Raw genomic sequence first — 17,237 nt, forward strand, 5'->3', positions numbered from 1 at the left:
ATAAGTTTACGCATGTAAACAAATAAGTTAACGCTTGTAAACAACTATTTTTGACTGTTGGCTGTGTTAATATCGCCGCCATGACTGATACCACTCTCACCTCTCAAGCACCCACCAAGCGGAAAAACACTAGGGATAAGCTGCTAAAGGCCGCGTTATCGCTGGTTGCAGAAGATCGTGGTGGCTTGGCTGGCCTCAGCCTGAGGGAAATTACTCGTCGTATCGGTGTTAGCCCAACTGCCTTTTATCGTCATTTTCCCGGTATGGAAGAGCTGGGTTTAACCTTGATTCACGAGTCTTGTGAAAAGCTACGCACACAATTGGCGGCAGTCAGTTCGGATGGGGAGATGCAGGCGCGTGTACACAGTACGGTGGAAGTTTTTCTGACTTTTGTCGTAGAGCAGCGGGATGTATTTGTGATGATCGCCCGTGAGCAAGCGGGGAGTTCAAAAAAAATGCGCGCAGCGATTGGTCATGAGATTGCGCTGACAGAGCAGTTATTAGTACAGGCCTGGCAAGAGCGAGGCTTACCCGATATGCCGATTGAACAATTACATCGCGTGGTCAGTATGAGTATCTCGCTGGCATTTAGTACCCTGCCCAATGTGCTGGATATGAATAAAAATGACAGTGAAGGTATGGCTGAATTGGCGGCAGAACTTGAACAGCAGCTGGCGTTATTATTATTAGGTGCTGCCGCGCTAGCAGGTTTGTAAAGCTGGCAATCCCCCCTAAGAAATCAAAACTTTGATAAAAAATGAAAGTCAGTACTCAATAATTTCTAGCCTCTAGCCTCTAGCCTCTAGCCTCTAGCCATCAATGCAACGGCGCTACCCCAACCTGCGGCATATCCGCTAGACCAATATCCCGAGCATGTTGCTCAAATCCTTTATTTTTCCAAAAGAACGCACCGGGCATCGTGGTTGGTACTACTAGAACATAAAACAGTGCGCGACCAATTAATGCACTGGCGATCATCGAAAGTGCCAATAGCGACCACAGCGTTAAACTGAATACCGAATCGCTGCCCCATATTCCAAGACCCATCACCGCGACTAAATTTAAACCGATCAAGATATTTCTCAACAGATAAGTATTACCAAAAGTAGTGCGCTGAATATAATGCGAAGCGGCACCTTCATGGTTGGCGGCGGATAAATCTTTATGATGGGTATAAAGTCCTACTGCTTCCAGTGACAGACCGGCAGTCATTAGTACGGCGAGGGTGCTCAATAAGCTGTTGACTGATTCGTCCAGGAATAAAAACACCGGTACTGAAATGGCAGCGATAACTACGGCACCCAGATTTAACATGGTGCCAAAGAAACTGGCGGCGGTATGCCAGTGATCCCAAAACGGCCGCGCTTTGATGCGGTAGCAGCGGTACATATAGTACAGCGCAACCAAGCCTGCCGGGACAGCTAAGGCAGCAAAAATAAAAGCGATAACTTGGGCGATGCTACTGAATTCAGCCAGTATGGGCAGCAGTTCAACTGCAAAAAAATTACTTGGTAGTGATGCCAATAAATGCAAGCCAACACAAGCCATAAATATAACAATGCCCAAGCCTTCCCGTGCAACTGGCGAGTGGCGCAGGTTATTGAAGCCGCGATAAAAACGCATGGGTTTACCCAGGTGAACGGTGGACATTAACAAGCCCAATGCAATCAGGCCAACGGCTAATGCTAGCAGTGGAATATATATATCAGAGTTGGCGACGGTAGCGAGTGCTTCAACACCCAATAATTTTCCGAAAAATAAAGTGATGAATAAACCAATGGCAGCTTGACTACTTAGAGTGAAAATAACCAAGGGGTTTTCCCGGCTGCTTAATCGAGCCAGGTTCCATGATTTTTTCAATCCGGTTTTTTGATCGACCATTGGCTGGTAATTGCCGTTGCCATCTTTTTTGTATTTCACTGGCATAGAGTCTGTGCGAGTGACTTCGTCAGGCATAGCTTTAGTTTGTTGAAAGCGAATATTGGGTTTGGAGATTTCCGGGCTAGGGAAGCCGGGAATACAGGTGTCTATGTGATCGCGATTTTCCGGCATGTTTTCGACCACGCCAAAATTCAGCGCATTACCCAGGCAGGCAGAAACACAGGCTGGCTTTAAGCCGACTTCCAAGCGATCTACGCACATATTACATTTTTCAACTTGACCGGCAACGGGGTCTAATTGCGGTGCGTTGTAAGGACAAACCCAGGTGCAGTAACCGCAGCCAAAACAAATATCCGGGTCCTGAATCACTGCGCCGTATTCTTCGTGTTTGGTATAAGCGCGAGTCGGGCAGCCTTTCAAACACACCGGATCATCACAGTGATTACAGGCCATGGAAATATTCATGCGGGTGTAGTCTGGATAACTACCGCCTTCTACATAACCGACTGAGCGAAAACTGATATGTGCGGGTAAATCATTTTTTTCACTACAAGCCGATTCGCAAGCGTGACAGCCGATACAGTTGTCAGCGGTAAAGTGAAAAGCGTGTTGTTTGTTGCGATTGATATTAAAACCAATTTCATCGACGCCATTGATATTCAAGCTGACGGTATCTTCCAGTTGAGCTAGTTCGATAAGATTGCCGTAGCGATTGTGAGTGTCGCTCTCAATATCTTTTAGTTTGGCATATTCCGGTTCATTATCGCGCAATGGAAAAAGCGAGGTAGATGAACGCTTTTTTTCAATAGGATCAAATAATTCTACAGTCATAATCAGTTACTACATTATCCAGTGTGTATTGCCCAGTAAAAATAAGTCAGACAAAAATGCAAAATGAGCCAGATTAAAAGGCGCGCATTTTTACATTTAATTCTGCTGCTGCTTGCTGGTCAGTTTTTTCTACCCGCACCGAACATTGTTTAAAGGCCGGTTGGCGCGAATGTGGATCTAATAAGCCCAGCGATAAACGGTTCACACAATCGTGATAGTGAAACGGAATAAACACCATGTCTCTGGGGATACGTTGAGTTAATTGCGCCATTACCACTGCGTCGCCACGGGGTGAAACCAGTTTCACATATTCCATATTGGCAATGCCCAGTTTAGCGGCGGCATCGGGGTTGATTTCCATATACGGTGTGGGGCTGAATTTATTACAGTTGCCGACTTTGCCCGTACGGGTACGGGTGTGAAAATGTTCCACTACCCGGCCGCTGTTTAACCAAAAAGGGAATTCTGCGCTGGGCTTTTCGTTATTGTCGGTCCACGGCAGGGCTAATAGCTTGGCTTTGCCGTCGGCAAACTGGAACACGCCATCGGTATATAAGCGCGGGTCACCCGTTTCATCTCCTTCACGCATAGGCCATTGAATACCGCGTTGCTGCAGAATTTTTTCATGACTCATGCCAGAGATGTTTAACATTCTGTCGGCGCCATTAGCCCCTTTATCGCTAACGGTTTCGCCGTCGCCCTTGGACAGAAACTTCATTTCATCAAATACATCTGAACTGTCTTCCGGAAAGCTCATATTGGCATAGCCATCCCAGCGTTTGGCCAGCTGATTAAAGATCCATAAATCAGGCATAGAGTTAGCAAGTGGTGATTTCACTGGTGTTACCAGATTGACGCGCCGTTCAGTATTGGTAAAGCAACCGGATTTTTCTGCCCATACAGAAGCGGGGAAAAACACATGAGCATATTGATTAGCTTCGACATCGGCATAGGCATCCTGCACTACACAAAATTCTAACTGCGCCATAATTCTGCGGATGCGACCAGTATCAGCCATAGACGTCATTGGATTGGTTGCGACCAACCACAACGCTTTTATTTCACCACGTTCAATAGCGGGAAAAATATCGGTCATAAACATGCCGCGTTTTTTGGGAAAAAACTCTGGGTCAACGCCCCAGTATTTTCCAATCTCTTCGCGGTGCTGTTCGTTTTCTAACGCGCGGTAGCCGGGTAGGCCTGAACAAGAAGACCATTCACGGGTACCCATGGCATTACACTGGCCGGTGATCGATAAGGAGGTGCCGCCGGGTTTACCGATATTGCCAGTAATTAAATTCAAATTATTAATCGCAGACACACCATCAGAGCCGTGGGTGCTTTGGTTAATACCCATTGTCCAAATACTCATAGCAACACCTGCATTGGCATAGATGCGCGCTACTTTGCGAATCATGTCTGCATCAATACCGGTAATGCCGGCTGCTGTTTCAGGGTCGTATTGTTCAACCAGCTTTGAAAATTCTTCAGCGCCGTTACAGCTCGCTTGAATATAGGCGCGATCTTCCAGGCCTTCTTTTAAAATGACATGGGCCAAGGCGTTAAGTAATACCAGATCGGTGCCGGGTGTAATAGGTAAATGAATATCAGCAAATTGGGCAAACATAGTGACACGGGGGTCGACCACAATGACCGGGAATTTACGTTTTTCCAGTGCTTCTTTTAAGCGCCAGTAAATAATCGGATGCTGTTCAGGAAGATTGGAGCCAAAGGCTAGTAAACATTCGGTGGTATCAAAATCATCATAGCAGCCCGGCGGGCCGTCGGAGCCGAAAGACCGTTTGTAACCGGATACGGCAGAAGCCATGCAGAGCGTGGTATTGCCATCGTAATTATTAGTACCGATTAGACCGCGGGTCAGTTTGCCCAAGGTGTAAAATTCTTCTGTTAAAATTTGTCCGGTGGAAACGACAGCTACCGAGTCGCGCCCGTATTTATCTTGAATGCGTTTAAACTCAGCCGCCGTTTTATTAAAGGCGGTATCCCAGTCAGTGGTTTGCCAGGCTTGGGTAAAATCATCGCGAATCAACGGGTCTGTGCCGCGACCTTTGGCTTCAAAAATAGCCGCTTCGGTTAAGCCTTTGATACAGAGTTTGCCTTTATTGACCGGTGCATCAGCTACACCGCGGGTAGTTACTGCTTTGCCATTTTTATCAATGCCTACTTCAATCGCACAGCCGGTAGAGCAATAGCCACAAGTGGCGTATTTCCAATCGACGACACCTTTATCAGGTAACTTAATTGGATTTTTCTTACGGCGACCAAATAACATGAATGACAACCCTGATTAAATAATTGGTTTTTAGTTTGCACGGAGATGACAAACGGTTAGGTGTGATTAAGCAGATAACTGCACCATTTCGTTTTCAACTCGTACCTGCCAGGTTTTTAATTGGGTGTCCTGCTCTTCAATACACTTGCCCGTCTGCAAACAAAAATGTTGCTTGTAAATAGGCGAAGCCACTACCACGCGGTCAGCGATAGAGCCGATGATGCCACGCGAGAGTACGTTAGCTTTAGAAAAGGGATCGTGATTGTGAAGGGCGTAGACGGTATCATTGCCACTTTTTTGGACGCGGAAAATGGCTACCTGTTCACCATCAATCAGTGCGCAGCGACCGGCATTGGGAACAATTGCATCAATATGACAAATATCTTTCCAGTTACTCATGATGGTAATCCTCTAGGCAATTTCTTTAACAGCAATTAATTGCTCGCGTTCAAATTCAGTGGCGGGACGAATTTGTGCGCGCTCTTTAACAAATACCACATTGCTATCGCTGGTGTCGCTATTCACAAAGTGTTCAAAACGTTTTACTTTTTCCGCATCGTCTATAGTGGTTTTCCATTCGCATTGATAGGTTTCGACGATGTGTGCCATATCGGATTCTAATTCTGCACAGAGACCAAGCTTGTCATCGATAATGACCGATTGCAGATAGTCGAGACCACCTTCCATATTGTCCATCCATACTGAGGTGCGCTGAAGCCGATCGGCGGTGCGGATATAAAACATAAAGAAGCGATCGATATACTTAATTAACATGTCGTAATCGAGATCGGTAGCAAATAGATCCGCGTGCCGCGGTTTCATCCCGCCGTTACCACAGACATACATGTTGTAACCGTTTTCGGTGGCGATCACACCGACATCTTTACTTTGTGCTTCTGCACATTCACGGGTGCAGCCCGACACGGCCATTTTTAATTTATGCGGCGAGCGCAAGCCCTTGTAGCGGTTTTCAATTTTAATCGCCGCGCCGACAGAATCCTGTACGCCATAGCGACACCAGGTTGAACCGACACAGGATTTTACGGTACGTAAAGATTTTCCGTAGGCGTGGCCGGTTTCAAAACCTGCATCCACTAATTCGCGCCAAATGCCAGGCAATTGATCACTGCGAGCACCGAATAAATCCACTCGTTGGCCACCGGTGATTTTGGTGTAAAGATCATATTTTTTTGCCACTTGGCCTAACACAATTAATTTATCTGGGGTAATTTCACCGCCGGCAATACGGGGTACTACTGAGTACGTACCGTCTTTTTGCATATTCGCCATGAAATAATCGTTAGTGTCCTGCAGGGCGTGGTGTTTGTCTTCAAGGATATAATCATTCCAGCAGGCGGCTAAAATAGAGGCAGTGGCCGGTTTACAAATATCACAACCGTGGCCGGAGCCGTGCTTATCTAGCAAGTCAGTAAAGTTGGTGATTTTTTCTACTTTGATAAGGTTGAATAAATCCTGACGGGTGTAGGGAAAGTGTTCACAAATATCAGTGTTTACTTCATAACCCAAGTTGGCTAACTCGCTGTTCATCACTTGTGTGGTCAGTGCCGCACAACCACCACAGCCTGTCGCTGCTTGAGTAACTTCTTTTAGCGCAGACATATTAACCGCACCATTAACGATAGCAGTAACCAGGTCGGCTTTGGTGACGTTGTTACAGGAACAAATCACCGCGGTGTCTGGTAGCGCGTCAACACCTAGAGCAAAACCGCCACCATCAACATTCGGCAGAATCATACTTTCTGGCTGTTCGGGAAGCGCCATGCTGTTAAGGGCAAATTGCAGCAGGTTGCTGTAATCTTCGGCATCGCCAACCAATACAGCGCCTAGTAAATGTTTGCGCTCGGCGTCGACTACAATCTTTTTATACACGCCTGCTACTTGATTGATGTAGGTGTAGGCTAGCGAACCGGGAGTGTTGCCGTGAGCATCGCCAACAGATGCGACATCTACGCCCATCAGTTTTAATTTGGTGCTCATGTCAAAACCGGTGAAAGTGCTGACGCCGGTTTCAGTCAGATGTTCTGCGGCAGTGACGGCCATGGCATTGCCAGGGGCGATCAGGCCGTAAATGCGACCGCTCCATAAAGCGACTTCACCGATAGCGTAAATGGCTGGATCGGAGGTTTGGCAGTAGTCATTGACTACAATCCCGCCACGCTCGCCCAGTGCTAATTGCGCTTGACGGCCTAAAGCATCCTGGGGCGAATACCGGCTGAAAATAAAATTAAATCAGTTTCGAGTTCTTCGCCGTCGGCAAAGCACATCTTATGTACGCACTCATCGCCGTCGATAATTTGCTGGGTGTTTTTCTGGGTGTGTACGGATACGCCCAAGGCTTCAATTTTGCCGCGTAACATAGCGCCGCCGCCATCATCGACTTGCACCGCCATTAAGCGTGGCGCAAATTCCACAACATGGGTTTTTAAGCCTAAATCTTTAATGGCTTTAGCGGCTTCCAGGCCTAATAATCCACCGCCAACAACCGCGCCGACTTTAGCGTTTCGCGATGCCTGGGTAATGGCTTCAAGGTCTTCAATAGTGCGGTAGACAAAGCAGTTGGCACGGTTATGGCCAGGCACTGGCGGTACAAACGGGAAGGAGCCGGTGGCTAATACGATTTTGTCGTAGCTAACGGTGAGACCTTTTTCCGAGGTTAAGGTGTTGTTATCACGCTGAATTGAAACTACTTTGTCACCCAGGTGCGAAACAATATTGTTGGTTTGATAAAAATCTTCGGGGACCATATTCAAATCGGCAGCATCACGGGTTTCAAACCAGGCTGTTAGATGTACGCGATCGTAGGCAGCGCGGGGCTCTTCACCAAATACGATGATACTAAATTGCTCAGCCTTACCACTGGCGACTAGTGTTTCTAAAAATTTATGGCCGACTGGACCGTTACCGATAATTACTAGACGTGTTTTCATGTTGTTCCCACTGCAATCTATATCCAACAAAAGAAAGACTTCTGCCTCCATCTATCAGCTAGTTTTGCAACCTTTGTGCCAGTCTCTTCATCTCTATAAATAGTGTGCTCTAGAGCTCTTTTTTGAGAGTTGCGCCCCTTAAGTGTGCGGTAATTTCCTTGCTTATCGATTTTTGCACTCTAATTGGTCGCATCGAACTTTTCGTTTGTGTGTCATAAGCGTGCATAAAGAAGTATTTGTGTTTTATATCGGTGCGCAACTTTGCTACCAGTGCGTTTATTGCGCGCTTAGGGTGGTTTTTTTGGTGCTTTCCTTAACTGGCATAGCGCTTGCTCTACTGCTGATAGAAATTCCGTATTTTATGAATCAGGAGCAGTAGCATCATGAGCGGTAAGCTTAATATTTTTGAGTTTTCTAACCCGGCGATTAGGACATTGCATGTCAGTTGGATCGCGTTTTTTATTACCTTTGTGGTGTGGTTTAGTCATGCTCCGCTGCTTGCCTTCATTAAAGAAGCCTTTGATTTAAGTTCGCAACAGGTTAAAGCGCTGTTGATTTTGAATGTTGCGCTAACCATTCCCTCGCGCATCGTGGTGGGGATGTTGGTAGATCGTTTTGGTCCGCGCATTGTGTTTAGTTTGCTATTAATGTCGGCGGCATTTATCTGCTGGGGCTTTGCGTTGGCAACCAGTTACGAAATGCTGGCATTGTTCCGCTTTCTCTGTGGGTTTGTCGGTGCTGGGTTCGTAATCGGTATTCGCTTGGTAGGTGAATGGTTTCCAGCCAAGCAAGTCGGTATTGCAGAAGGTATCTATGGCGGTTGGGGAAATTTTGGTTCTGCTGCGGGTGCGATGGTGTTGCCATCGTTGGCATTGTTATTCGGTGGTGACGATGGCTGGCGCTATGCGATCGCCTGCTGCGGTGCGTTGGCTTTTGTCTACAGTTTTATTTTTTATTCCGCTGCACGTAATACGCCTAAAGGATCAACTTATTTTAAGCCTAAGCGTTCCGGTGGCTTGGAGGTAACGAGTAAAAAGGATTTATATTTTTATCTGGCTATGAATATACCTATGTATATTGCACTGGCAGTATTGACGTGGAAATTATCGCCCAGCAATCTTGGTTTGTTATCCGCGCTGGCGACAAATATGTTATATGGCATCTTGGCGGTGTTGTTTGTCATTCAAACCAGCCAGATATGGAAAGTCAATAAACAGCATTTGAATGAAGGTGTTGCCGATATTGATAAATACAAATTTAAACAGGTCGCGATTTTAAATTGGTCTTACTTTGTCACTTTTGGTTCAGAGCTAGCAGTAGTATCAATGTTGCCGCTATTTTTTATGGATACATTCGAGCTTAGTGCGGTGACTGCTGGTTTACTGGCTTCAGGTTTTGCCTTTATGAATTTAGCTGCACGGCCAGGGGGCGGTTGGTTAAGCGATAAAATGGGGCGTAAAAAAACTTTGTCTGTATTAATTGCCGGTTTATCGGTGGGGTATTTAGTGCTGAGTCAGATTGATAGCCACTGGTTTATTCCGTTAGCCGTGATTGCAACAATGTGTTGTTCCTTCTTTGTACAAGCGGGAGAGGGGGCTGTGTTTGCTATGGTGCCATTAGTAAAGCGCCGGATGACCGGTCAGGTTGCCGGTATGACTGGCGCCTATGGTAATGTGGGCGGCGTTACCTACTTAACGGTATTGTCCTTTGTCGATGCGTCTACTTTCTTTATGGTCATTGCTGCTTCGGCCACCCTTTGTTTTATGCTGGTGCAGTTTTTGGATGAGCCAAGTGGCCATACGGCTGAAGTGATGCCCGACGGTAGTGTGGCACTGATTGATGTGGCTTAATGAGCAACGTGTAGACGTTAAAACCCTATTACTGTGACTTTACCAAGGCTGGAGATTCTCCAGCCTTTTTGTTGTTAAGAAAACGCTATGAATGCGCCCGACTTACATTTGCAATCCTTGCTCCAGCTATCGGTTGGTCAGGCGACTAATGCCGGTGTAAAGTCCGTCAATGAGGATTCAATCGGGATACGGATTCCCGATGGTAGTTTGTTAACCACCAAAGGTGCGGTGGCATTAATTGCTGATGGCGTGAGCGCTGCCGAAGGGGGGCGAGAGGCCAGTGAAACTTGTGTACAAAATTTTTTAACGGATTATTTTTCTACGCCAGAGTCCTGGACGGTAAAAAAGTCAGCACAGCGGGTGCTGACGGCATTAAACCGGTGGCTCTATGGCCAAAGTCAGCGTTTTTCTGGGGAGCATAAAGGGTATCTCACTACCTTAAGCTGCATGGTGTTTAAATCCCATAATGCCCATATTTTTCATGTTGGAGATAGTCGGATATACCGGTTTCGTAACGGTGCTATAGAACAACTAACACGAGACCATGCTCTCGCTATTTCTGCTAAGCAAACCTATTTAACACGGGCGATGGGGCTGGATGTAAAGCTGGATGTTGATTATCGATCGGTAAATTTAGAGCTGGGTGATATATATATTCTCACCACCGATGGCATTCATGATTTTGTTAGCGATAAAAAGCTAATCGCGATCATCAATGACAACCCGGATGATTATGAAGATGCTTGCCAGAAAATATTAGCATTGGCGCGGGCTAGCCACAGTGATGATAATTTAAGTTGTCAAATAGTGCGGGTAGATAATTTACCTAAACAGGAAGTCAATGACGTCGTTTCCAAGTTAACTGCTTTGCCATTTCCTCCGTTTCTATCAGTGGGCAGTGTGATTGATGGTTTGACTGTGGTTCGGGAATTATATGCCAGCACCCGAAGCCAGTTGTACTTGGTTGCAGATGAAGCATCCGGCAAGCAGTATTGCATGAAAACACCTTCCGTCAACTTTGAAGATGACCCTGCCTATATCGAACGTTTTGTGATGGAGAGCTGGATCGGGAGCCGCATTAATAATGTGCATGTGGTTAAAGTCGTTGATCGGCAACAAAGAAAAAGTTGTTTATATTATTTAACGGAATATATTTCCGGCCTGACATTAACGCAATGGATGAAAGAAAACCCCAAGCCGCCAGTAGAGGAGGTGGTGTATTTGGTCGGCCAGATAGCGAAGGGCATTCGCGCGTTTCATCGTCGTGAAACTTTGCATCAGGATATCAAGCCGGACAATATTATTATTGATAAAAATGGCGTGGTTAAAATTTTGGATTTTGGCTCCTGTCATGTGGCAGGTATTGCCGAAATTGATAACCCATTGCAACAGGATATTGCTTTGGGTACTGCTAGTTATTCAGCGCCGGAACATATATTAAAAAAATCACCGACTTATCAGGCCGATACGTTTTCTCTAGCTGTAATCAGTTATGAAATGCTGACTGGGCAGTTGCCCTTTTCCGGAAAGCTGGAAAGTTGTAAAACATCCCAGGATTTTTTAAATACAAAATATACGCCCAGTTATCAGCTTAATCCGTTAGTACCAGTGTGGATTGATGGGGCGCTAAAAAAATCGCTACGTTTTAGCCCTGAGCGCAGGCATCAGGATATTCCCGAATTTATTCATGAATTGCAGCATCCCAATGAAAAATATCTGGCGATAGGGTTTCGGCCGCTGGTTGAAAAAGATCCGGTGTTATTTTGGAAGCTGGTGGCGGGAATATTACTGGTAACGCAGTTAGTGACAGGCTATTTTTTGTTGCCCTAAGCAAGCTGAAGTTTATAAATTGGCTTGATGGCAGGGCTGCAGAATAGATATTGCAGCCCTGCCATTCTATGCCTATAGCTGAGCTAATACTGCATCAGCGGCACTGGCTTCAATCGCTTTGGCATCAACACCTAAATAGGTTACTACGCCATTATCGACAATCATCGCGTAGCGCTGACTGCGAGTACCCATACCGAAACTGCTGCCATCTAATTCCAGACCCAGTGTTTTAACATAGTCGCCGCTGCCGTCTGCGGCCATGATAATCTCTTCGGCATTTTGTGCTTTGCCCCAGGCATCCATAACAAATACATCGTTTACCGAGGTGCAGATAATGCTATCAACGCCGTTGGCTTTAATTTTGTCGGCGTTTACCACAAAGCCAGGCAGGTGGGTCATTGAACAACCTGGCGTGAATGCGCCGGGTACAGCAAGCATTACTACTTTTTTGCCGTCGAACAGTTCGCTAATAGTATGTTCCTGTGGACCTTCAGCGCCCATTACTTTGAAAGAGCCTGCGGGTAGTTTATCACCTACTTGAATAGTCATTTTATACTCCATTAATACTTGCTTATGATTAAAAATTGTTAAAAACAGCGGGCGATGGTAACAGAAAGTTGTGTAAAGCACAGCTTTGTCGCCGTTACGTGAACCGGCAAACTGCTTTATACTGAGAAAAGTGCTCATTCGATAGTCTGTTGGAATAGGACAAAGGAGGAGGCGATGTACCGGCATATATTAGTGGCGATAGATTTATTGGATACCGATATAGCGGTATTAAAAAAGGCTTGCGAAATAGCTAAGACATATAATGCCGACGTCAGTGTCATTCATGTTTGTGACGCCCATGTTACCGGCTATGGTGAAGCTACGGCAAAACACCATATTGCCAATGATATGCAGATTAAGCAGCAGTGTTTTCCACTCATAAAAAGCATGTTGCAGCAGGTTGATAGCGAGCACGTTAAGACCGAATTATTATTCGGAAGACCAGCCGATGTTATCCATCAGTTTGCTGAACAGAAAGATTGTGATTTGATTGTAGTGGGTAGTCACGGTTACAGTGGGGTTAAAGCATTACTGGGTTCAACAGCACATAAAGTGCTCCACGGCGCACAGTGTGACGTCCACACCGTGCGAATTATCTAATTAAATTTGTAAGGCTATTTCTTGTTACTACTTTGCCCTCTTTGTAACGGCTCTCAAATGCAACGGTATTATCAGGACTCACGCCGTAATTATTTTCAGTGTGAATGCTGTCAGTTAGTGTTTGTCGATCCGGCGCAGCGCTTAACCAAAGAACAGGAAAAAGCCGAATACGATTTACATCAAAACTCGCCCGCTGATACAGGTTACCGTCAATTCCTGAGGCGTTTGTGCCAACCTATGTTGGCTATGTTACAGCCAAACTCCCACGGGCTGGATTTTGGTTGTGGGCCGGGCCCGACCTTGTCGTTAATGTTTGAGCATGCGGGCCATAGCGTGAATTTGTACGATCATTTTTACTGCAATAATGAACTAGCACTGGCGGAGCGTTACGACTTTATTTGCGCGACAGAAGTGATTGAACATTTGTTTGAACCTGGGCGTGTACTCAGGCAGTTGTGGCAGCTATTAAAGTTTGGCGGAGTAATGGGGTTGATGACTAAGTTGGTAATAGATCAAGCGGCCTTTTCCGGGTGGCATTATAAAAATGACCCTACTCATGTATGTTTTTTTAGCGCAGCCAGCTTACAATGGTTGGCGGCAGAACTGGGAGCGGAAATAACAATTATTGGTAGCGATGTGATAGTGCTGTCGAAGCCATATGCTTAATCAAGTAGGTTTTTAATACAAAAGGGAGCCGATATGTATTTTGAAAGAATTATGGGAATTCAGGTGATTGACGATGAAGAATATCAAAAATACCGAGAGGCGATGATGCCGATTCTGGATTCCTTTGGTGGTCGTTTTGGTTATGATTTTAAAGTGTCAGAAGTATTAATGTCGAAATCTGATAATGAGATTAATCGGGTGTTTACGCTGGAATTTCCCAATAGTAAAACGATGCAGGAATTTTTCTCTAATCCTGCCTATATAAAAGTGAAGAATAAGCACTTCAAACCCTCGGTTGCGAGTACCACAGTGATTTCGATGCATGAGCGCAATAGTTGATGCCGCGGACATATATTTTCTCTAAACAGCGACATCTCTGATGGTATAGGCGCTAATAGTAGAATAAGCTCCAGCTTTTGAGTGACTTCTACACGGCAAAAGTGTAGAAGTGCTCCTTCTTATTTAATAGTACAAACTCCAGAGATGCCGCCTTGCTAAGCTATAGACATTCATTTCATGCCGGTAATTTTGCCGATGTCCTCAAACATATTGTATTGGTGGAGATATTAGAGCATTTGGTGCAAAAAGAAGCGCCATTTGAATATATTGATACCCACGCAGGTGCTGGTCTATTTAATCTACATTCCACCCATGCCAAAAAACTGGAAGAGCATACGGGTGGTATTGGTAGCTTGGATGCGGCTCAACTGCCGCAGCTGTCATGCTATTTTGAATTGGTCAATGGCTACAATCGCGGCGGCACATTAAAGCATTATCCAGGCTCACCAGCCTTCGCCCAACATTTTTTGCGGCCGCAGGACAGAGCGTGGTTATACGAGTTACATCCTGAAGACTATCAGTCATTGCGAAAAAACATGCAAAGCAATAGAAAAATACGAGTAGAGCATGAGGATGGGCTTAAAGGCATGATGGCGGTAGTGCCGCCGAAAAGTCGCCGTGGCTTGGTGTTAATTGACCCTTCCTACGAAGTTAAAACGGAGTACGACCAGGTATTTGATGCGATTAATAAGGCGCATAAAAAGTTTGCTACTGGTATTTATGTTTTATGGTATCCCGTGGTAGAGCGTCGCCAAATTGATGTGCTGGAAAAGAAATTTAAAATGAGCGGCATTAAAAATATTCAGCGTTTTGAGCTGGGGGTTACTGCTGACACTAAAGAACGTGGAATGACCTCATCAGGATTGTTTGTGATAAATCCGCCCTGGAAACTGTTTGACACAATGTCGGCGGTATTACCGGTGTTAGCGCAGCAGCTTGGCCGGAGTGATGGACAGTTTTATAAATGCGACATTATTGTTGAAGAATAAGTTACAGGCCCGCTGAGTAATGAGGGGGAGGATGGATAAAGACCATCCTGACTCCCCCGGAGTATTTACCAAGTATTAAGGCAGCCCTGTAATCAGAGCTTTGCCAATCTGCCCGTCAGGATTTAACTTTTAATTTTCCGGCATTGGCAAATAGATCGGCAAAGGTGCCTTTTTTCTGTTCCGCAGGCGTGCTTTTTGATTGGCCTTTGTGAGCGTGTCGTTTGTTGTTGCCTTCACTGCGGGGAGTATTTTGTTTCGGCTCAGCTTTGTCACTTAAACGCATGGTCAGTGCGATGCGTTTTCGATTGGCATCGATTTCCAATACTTTAACTTTGACGATGTCGCCCGCTTTCACCACGGTGCGTGGGTCTTTAACAAACGTATTGGATAGGGCAGAAATATGTACTAGTCCATCCTGATGTACGCCGATATCGATAAAGGCGCCGAAGTTGGTGACATTGGTTACGGTGCCTTCCAAAATCATATCTTCTTTTAAATCCGATATTTTTTCTACGCCGTCTTTGAATTCTGCGGTTTTAAACTCCGGACGAGGATCTCGGCCTGGTTTATCCAGCTCGCTGATAATATCCTGCACGGTAGGTAAACCGAATTTTTCATCAGTAAATTTCGCTGGGTCCAGTGATTTCAAGAATTGACTATCGCCTACAATGGCGCTGATGTCACGCTGACTTTGTTGCACGATTTTTTCTACAATGGAATAACTTTCCGGGTGTACCGCGGAAGCATCCAGCGCGTTATCGCCACCCACAACACGCAAAAACCCGGCGGCTTGTTCGAAGGTTTTATCACCAAAACGTTTAGCTTTTTTCAGTTCTTCGCGATTTTTAAACGAGCCTTGCTGATCTCGCAACTCAACAATATTGTTGGCGATAGTGCTGTTTAATCCTGAGACTCGACTTAACAAAGCGCTGGAGGCGGTATTTACATCGACGCCAACGCTGTTTACACAATCTTCTACCACGGCATCCAGTGATCGGGCTAGTTGCGTTTGCGATACATCGTGTTGGTATTGACCTACGCCGATAGACTTAGGATCCAGTTTTACTAACTCGGCTAACGGGTCTTGTAAGCGGTGGGCGATAGAAATTGCGCCGCGAATGGTGACGTCCAAGTCGGGGTATTCTTTAGCTGCGTATTCGGAGGCCGAGTAAATAGAGGCGCCAGCTTCGTTAACCATTACTTTTTTAAGTTTAAGCTCAGGGTGAGCGCTAATGATATCGCCAACAAAACGATCAGTTTCGCGGCTGGCGGTGCCGTTGCCAATCGCAATTAATTCAACATTATGTTGTTTCGCCAGTTTGATAATGGTTGCTGCAGCTTCAGCAATTTTATTTTGTGGCGGTGTAGGGTAAATGGCACAGTGATCTAACACTTTACCATTGCCGTCAACCACGGCGACTTTCACTCCGGTGCGCAAGCCGGGATCCAAACCGATGGTGGCTTTGGGGCCAGCGGGGGCCGACCGGCAAAAACGCTGATAGCTTCCTGTTCGGCACTTTCACGTAACTGCCCATCAAGTCCGTTTCAAGATGGGTGTAAAGCTTAATTCGCCAGGTCCAGCGTACCACTTCCCGCAGCCATTTATCGGCAGCCCGGCCTTGGTCACTTATATTCCAGTGCTCGGCTATCATGGCTTCACAGGGTTGCGGAGCATTTTTATCATCGGGGTTGCGGAGCATTTTTATCATCGGGGTCGCCGGTGACAATGGCGAGATTTAGAAAGGCTTCATTGCGGCCGCGAAACATAGCCAAGGCGCGGTGCGATGGCGTGGTTTTGAGTGGCTCGTCGTGCTCGAAATAATCGCTGAATTTACTGCCTTCCTGTTCTTTACCATCAACCATGCGCGAACTGAGCTGACCTTCCTGCCATAAAAAATTACGCAACTTGGCGAGTAAGTCGGCGTCTTCGCTGAAGCGTTCCATTAATATATATTTCGCACCGTCCAGAGCAGCTTTGCTATCGGCAATACCTAGCTCAGTATTGATAAACGTTTGTGCTTGTTGTTCGGGTCTAAACCGGGGTCATTGAAGAGTGCGTCTGCCAATGGTTCCAAGCCTGCTTCAATCGCAATCTGGCCTTTGGTGCGACGCTTGGGTTTGTAGGGAAGGTATAAATCTTCCAGACGATTTTTGGTGTCGGCGGCAAGAATATCTGACTGTAATTCAGGGGTTAATTTTTCCTGTTCGCCAATGCTTTTAAGGATGGCTGCGCGACGATCTTCCAGCTCGCGTAAATACCGCAAACGATCTTCCAGTGATCGCATTTGAGTATCATCCAAACCGCCGGTCACTTCTTTGCGGTAGCGGGAAATAAATGGCACGGTGGCCCCTTCATCTAATAGCTCAATGGCAGCGGTGACCTGTGCTGGTTTTACATTGAGTTCATTGGCAATTTGTTGCGAAATTGAAGAAAGGAGGTTGCTCATGTTGATTGGATACC

General features: G+C 46.0%; 11 protein-coding genes and 2 pseudogenes. 7 read left to right on the forward strand and 6 right to left on the reverse strand.

Going from position 1 to position 17,237, the window contains the following annotated elements:
* The first annotated feature begins 50 nt into the window (after positions 1 to 50).
* Positions 51 to 716, forward strand: a complete 666-nt coding sequence (locus UNITIG_RS13435) for a TetR family transcriptional regulator (RefSeq protein ID WP_101758841.1) — start codon at positions 51 to 53, stop codon at positions 714 to 716.
* Between the two features lie 100 nt (positions 717 to 816).
* Here UNITIG_RS13435 and UNITIG_RS13440 read toward each other — a convergent pair whose 3' ends face one another.
* The 4 genes and pseudogenes from UNITIG_RS13440 to nirB form a co-directional block, all read right to left on the reverse strand.
* A complete protein-coding gene (locus UNITIG_RS13440; protein ID WP_101758842.1) occupies positions 817 to 2,712 on the reverse strand; it encodes a DmsC/YnfH family molybdoenzyme membrane anchor subunit in 1,896 nt (631 codons plus the stop codon).
* A 73-nt stretch (positions 2,713 to 2,785) separates the two neighbouring features.
* Positions 2,786 to 5,005: a molybdopterin oxidoreductase family protein gene (locus UNITIG_RS13445; RefSeq protein ID WP_101758843.1), complete on the reverse strand. Its 2,220-nt coding sequence runs from the start codon at positions 5,003 to 5,005 to the stop codon at positions 2,786 to 2,788.
* A 66-nt stretch (positions 5,006 to 5,071) separates the two neighbouring features.
* A complete protein-coding gene (nirD, locus tag UNITIG_RS13450; protein ID WP_101758844.1) occupies positions 5,072 to 5,404 on the reverse strand; it encodes a nitrite reductase small subunit NirD in 333 nt (110 codons plus the stop codon).
* A 12-nt stretch (positions 5,405 to 5,416) separates the two neighbouring features.
* A pseudogene (gene nirB / locus UNITIG_RS13455) lies at positions 5,417 to 7,953 on the reverse strand (nitrite reductase large subunit NirB).
* Positions 7,954 to 8,336: 383 nt separating this feature from the next.
* Here nirB and UNITIG_RS13460 point away from each other — a divergent pair.
* Both UNITIG_RS13460 and UNITIG_RS13465 read left to right on the forward strand, forming a co-directional pair.
* Complete coding sequence (locus UNITIG_RS13460; protein WP_101758845.1) at positions 8,337 to 9,803, forward strand: NarK family nitrate/nitrite MFS transporter; 1,467 nt, start codon at positions 8,337 to 8,339, stop codon at positions 9,801 to 9,803.
* Between the two features lie 87 nt (positions 9,804 to 9,890).
* Positions 9,891 to 11,633, forward strand: coding sequence for a bifunctional protein-serine/threonine kinase/phosphatase (locus tag UNITIG_RS13465; RefSeq protein ID WP_101758846.1), 1,743 nt, complete (start codon positions 9,891 to 9,893; stop codon positions 11,631 to 11,633).
* Positions 11,634 to 11,705: 72 nt separating this feature from the next.
* Here the strand turns inward: UNITIG_RS13465 and UNITIG_RS13470 are convergent, their stop codons facing one another.
* Complete coding sequence (locus UNITIG_RS13470; RefSeq protein WP_101759284.1) at positions 11,706 to 12,182, reverse strand: peroxiredoxin; 477 nt, start codon at positions 12,180 to 12,182, stop codon at positions 11,706 to 11,708.
* A 174-nt stretch (positions 12,183 to 12,356) separates the two neighbouring features.
* Between UNITIG_RS13470 and UNITIG_RS13475 the strand changes: the two genes are divergently transcribed.
* From UNITIG_RS13475 to UNITIG_RS13490, 4 genes are all read left to right on the forward strand, one after another.
* Complete coding sequence (locus tag UNITIG_RS13475; protein ID WP_101758847.1) at positions 12,357 to 12,782, forward strand: universal stress protein; 426 nt, start codon at positions 12,357 to 12,359, stop codon at positions 12,780 to 12,782.
* Between the two features lie 57 nt (positions 12,783 to 12,839).
* Positions 12,840 to 13,448: a class I SAM-dependent methyltransferase gene (locus UNITIG_RS13480; protein ID WP_101758848.1), complete on the forward strand. Its 609-nt coding sequence runs from the start codon at positions 12,840 to 12,842 to the stop codon at positions 13,446 to 13,448.
* Positions 13,449 to 13,481: 33 nt separating this feature from the next.
* A complete protein-coding gene (locus tag UNITIG_RS13485) occupies positions 13,482 to 13,787 on the forward strand; it encodes a DUF1330 domain-containing protein (RefSeq protein ID WP_101758849.1) in 306 nt (101 codons plus the stop codon).
* Between the two features lie 152 nt (positions 13,788 to 13,939).
* Positions 13,940 to 14,776 (forward strand): 23S rRNA (adenine(2030)-N(6))-methyltransferase RlmJ, encoded by an 837-nt coding sequence (locus UNITIG_RS13490; protein WP_101758850.1) that lies wholly within the window; start codon positions 13,940 to 13,942, stop codon positions 14,774 to 14,776.
* 115 nt (positions 14,777 to 14,891) lie between these two features.
* Here the strand turns inward: UNITIG_RS13490 and UNITIG_RS13495 are convergent.
* Positions 14,892 to 17,223: pseudogene (locus tag UNITIG_RS13495) on the reverse strand (Tex family protein).
* Positions 17,224 to 17,237: the final 14 nt, after the last annotated feature.

The sequence above is a fragment of the Oceanicoccus sp. KOV_DT_Chl genome (assembly GCF_900120175.1).
Lineage (GTDB): Bacteria > Pseudomonadota > Gammaproteobacteria > Pseudomonadales > Dasaniaceae > Oceanicoccus.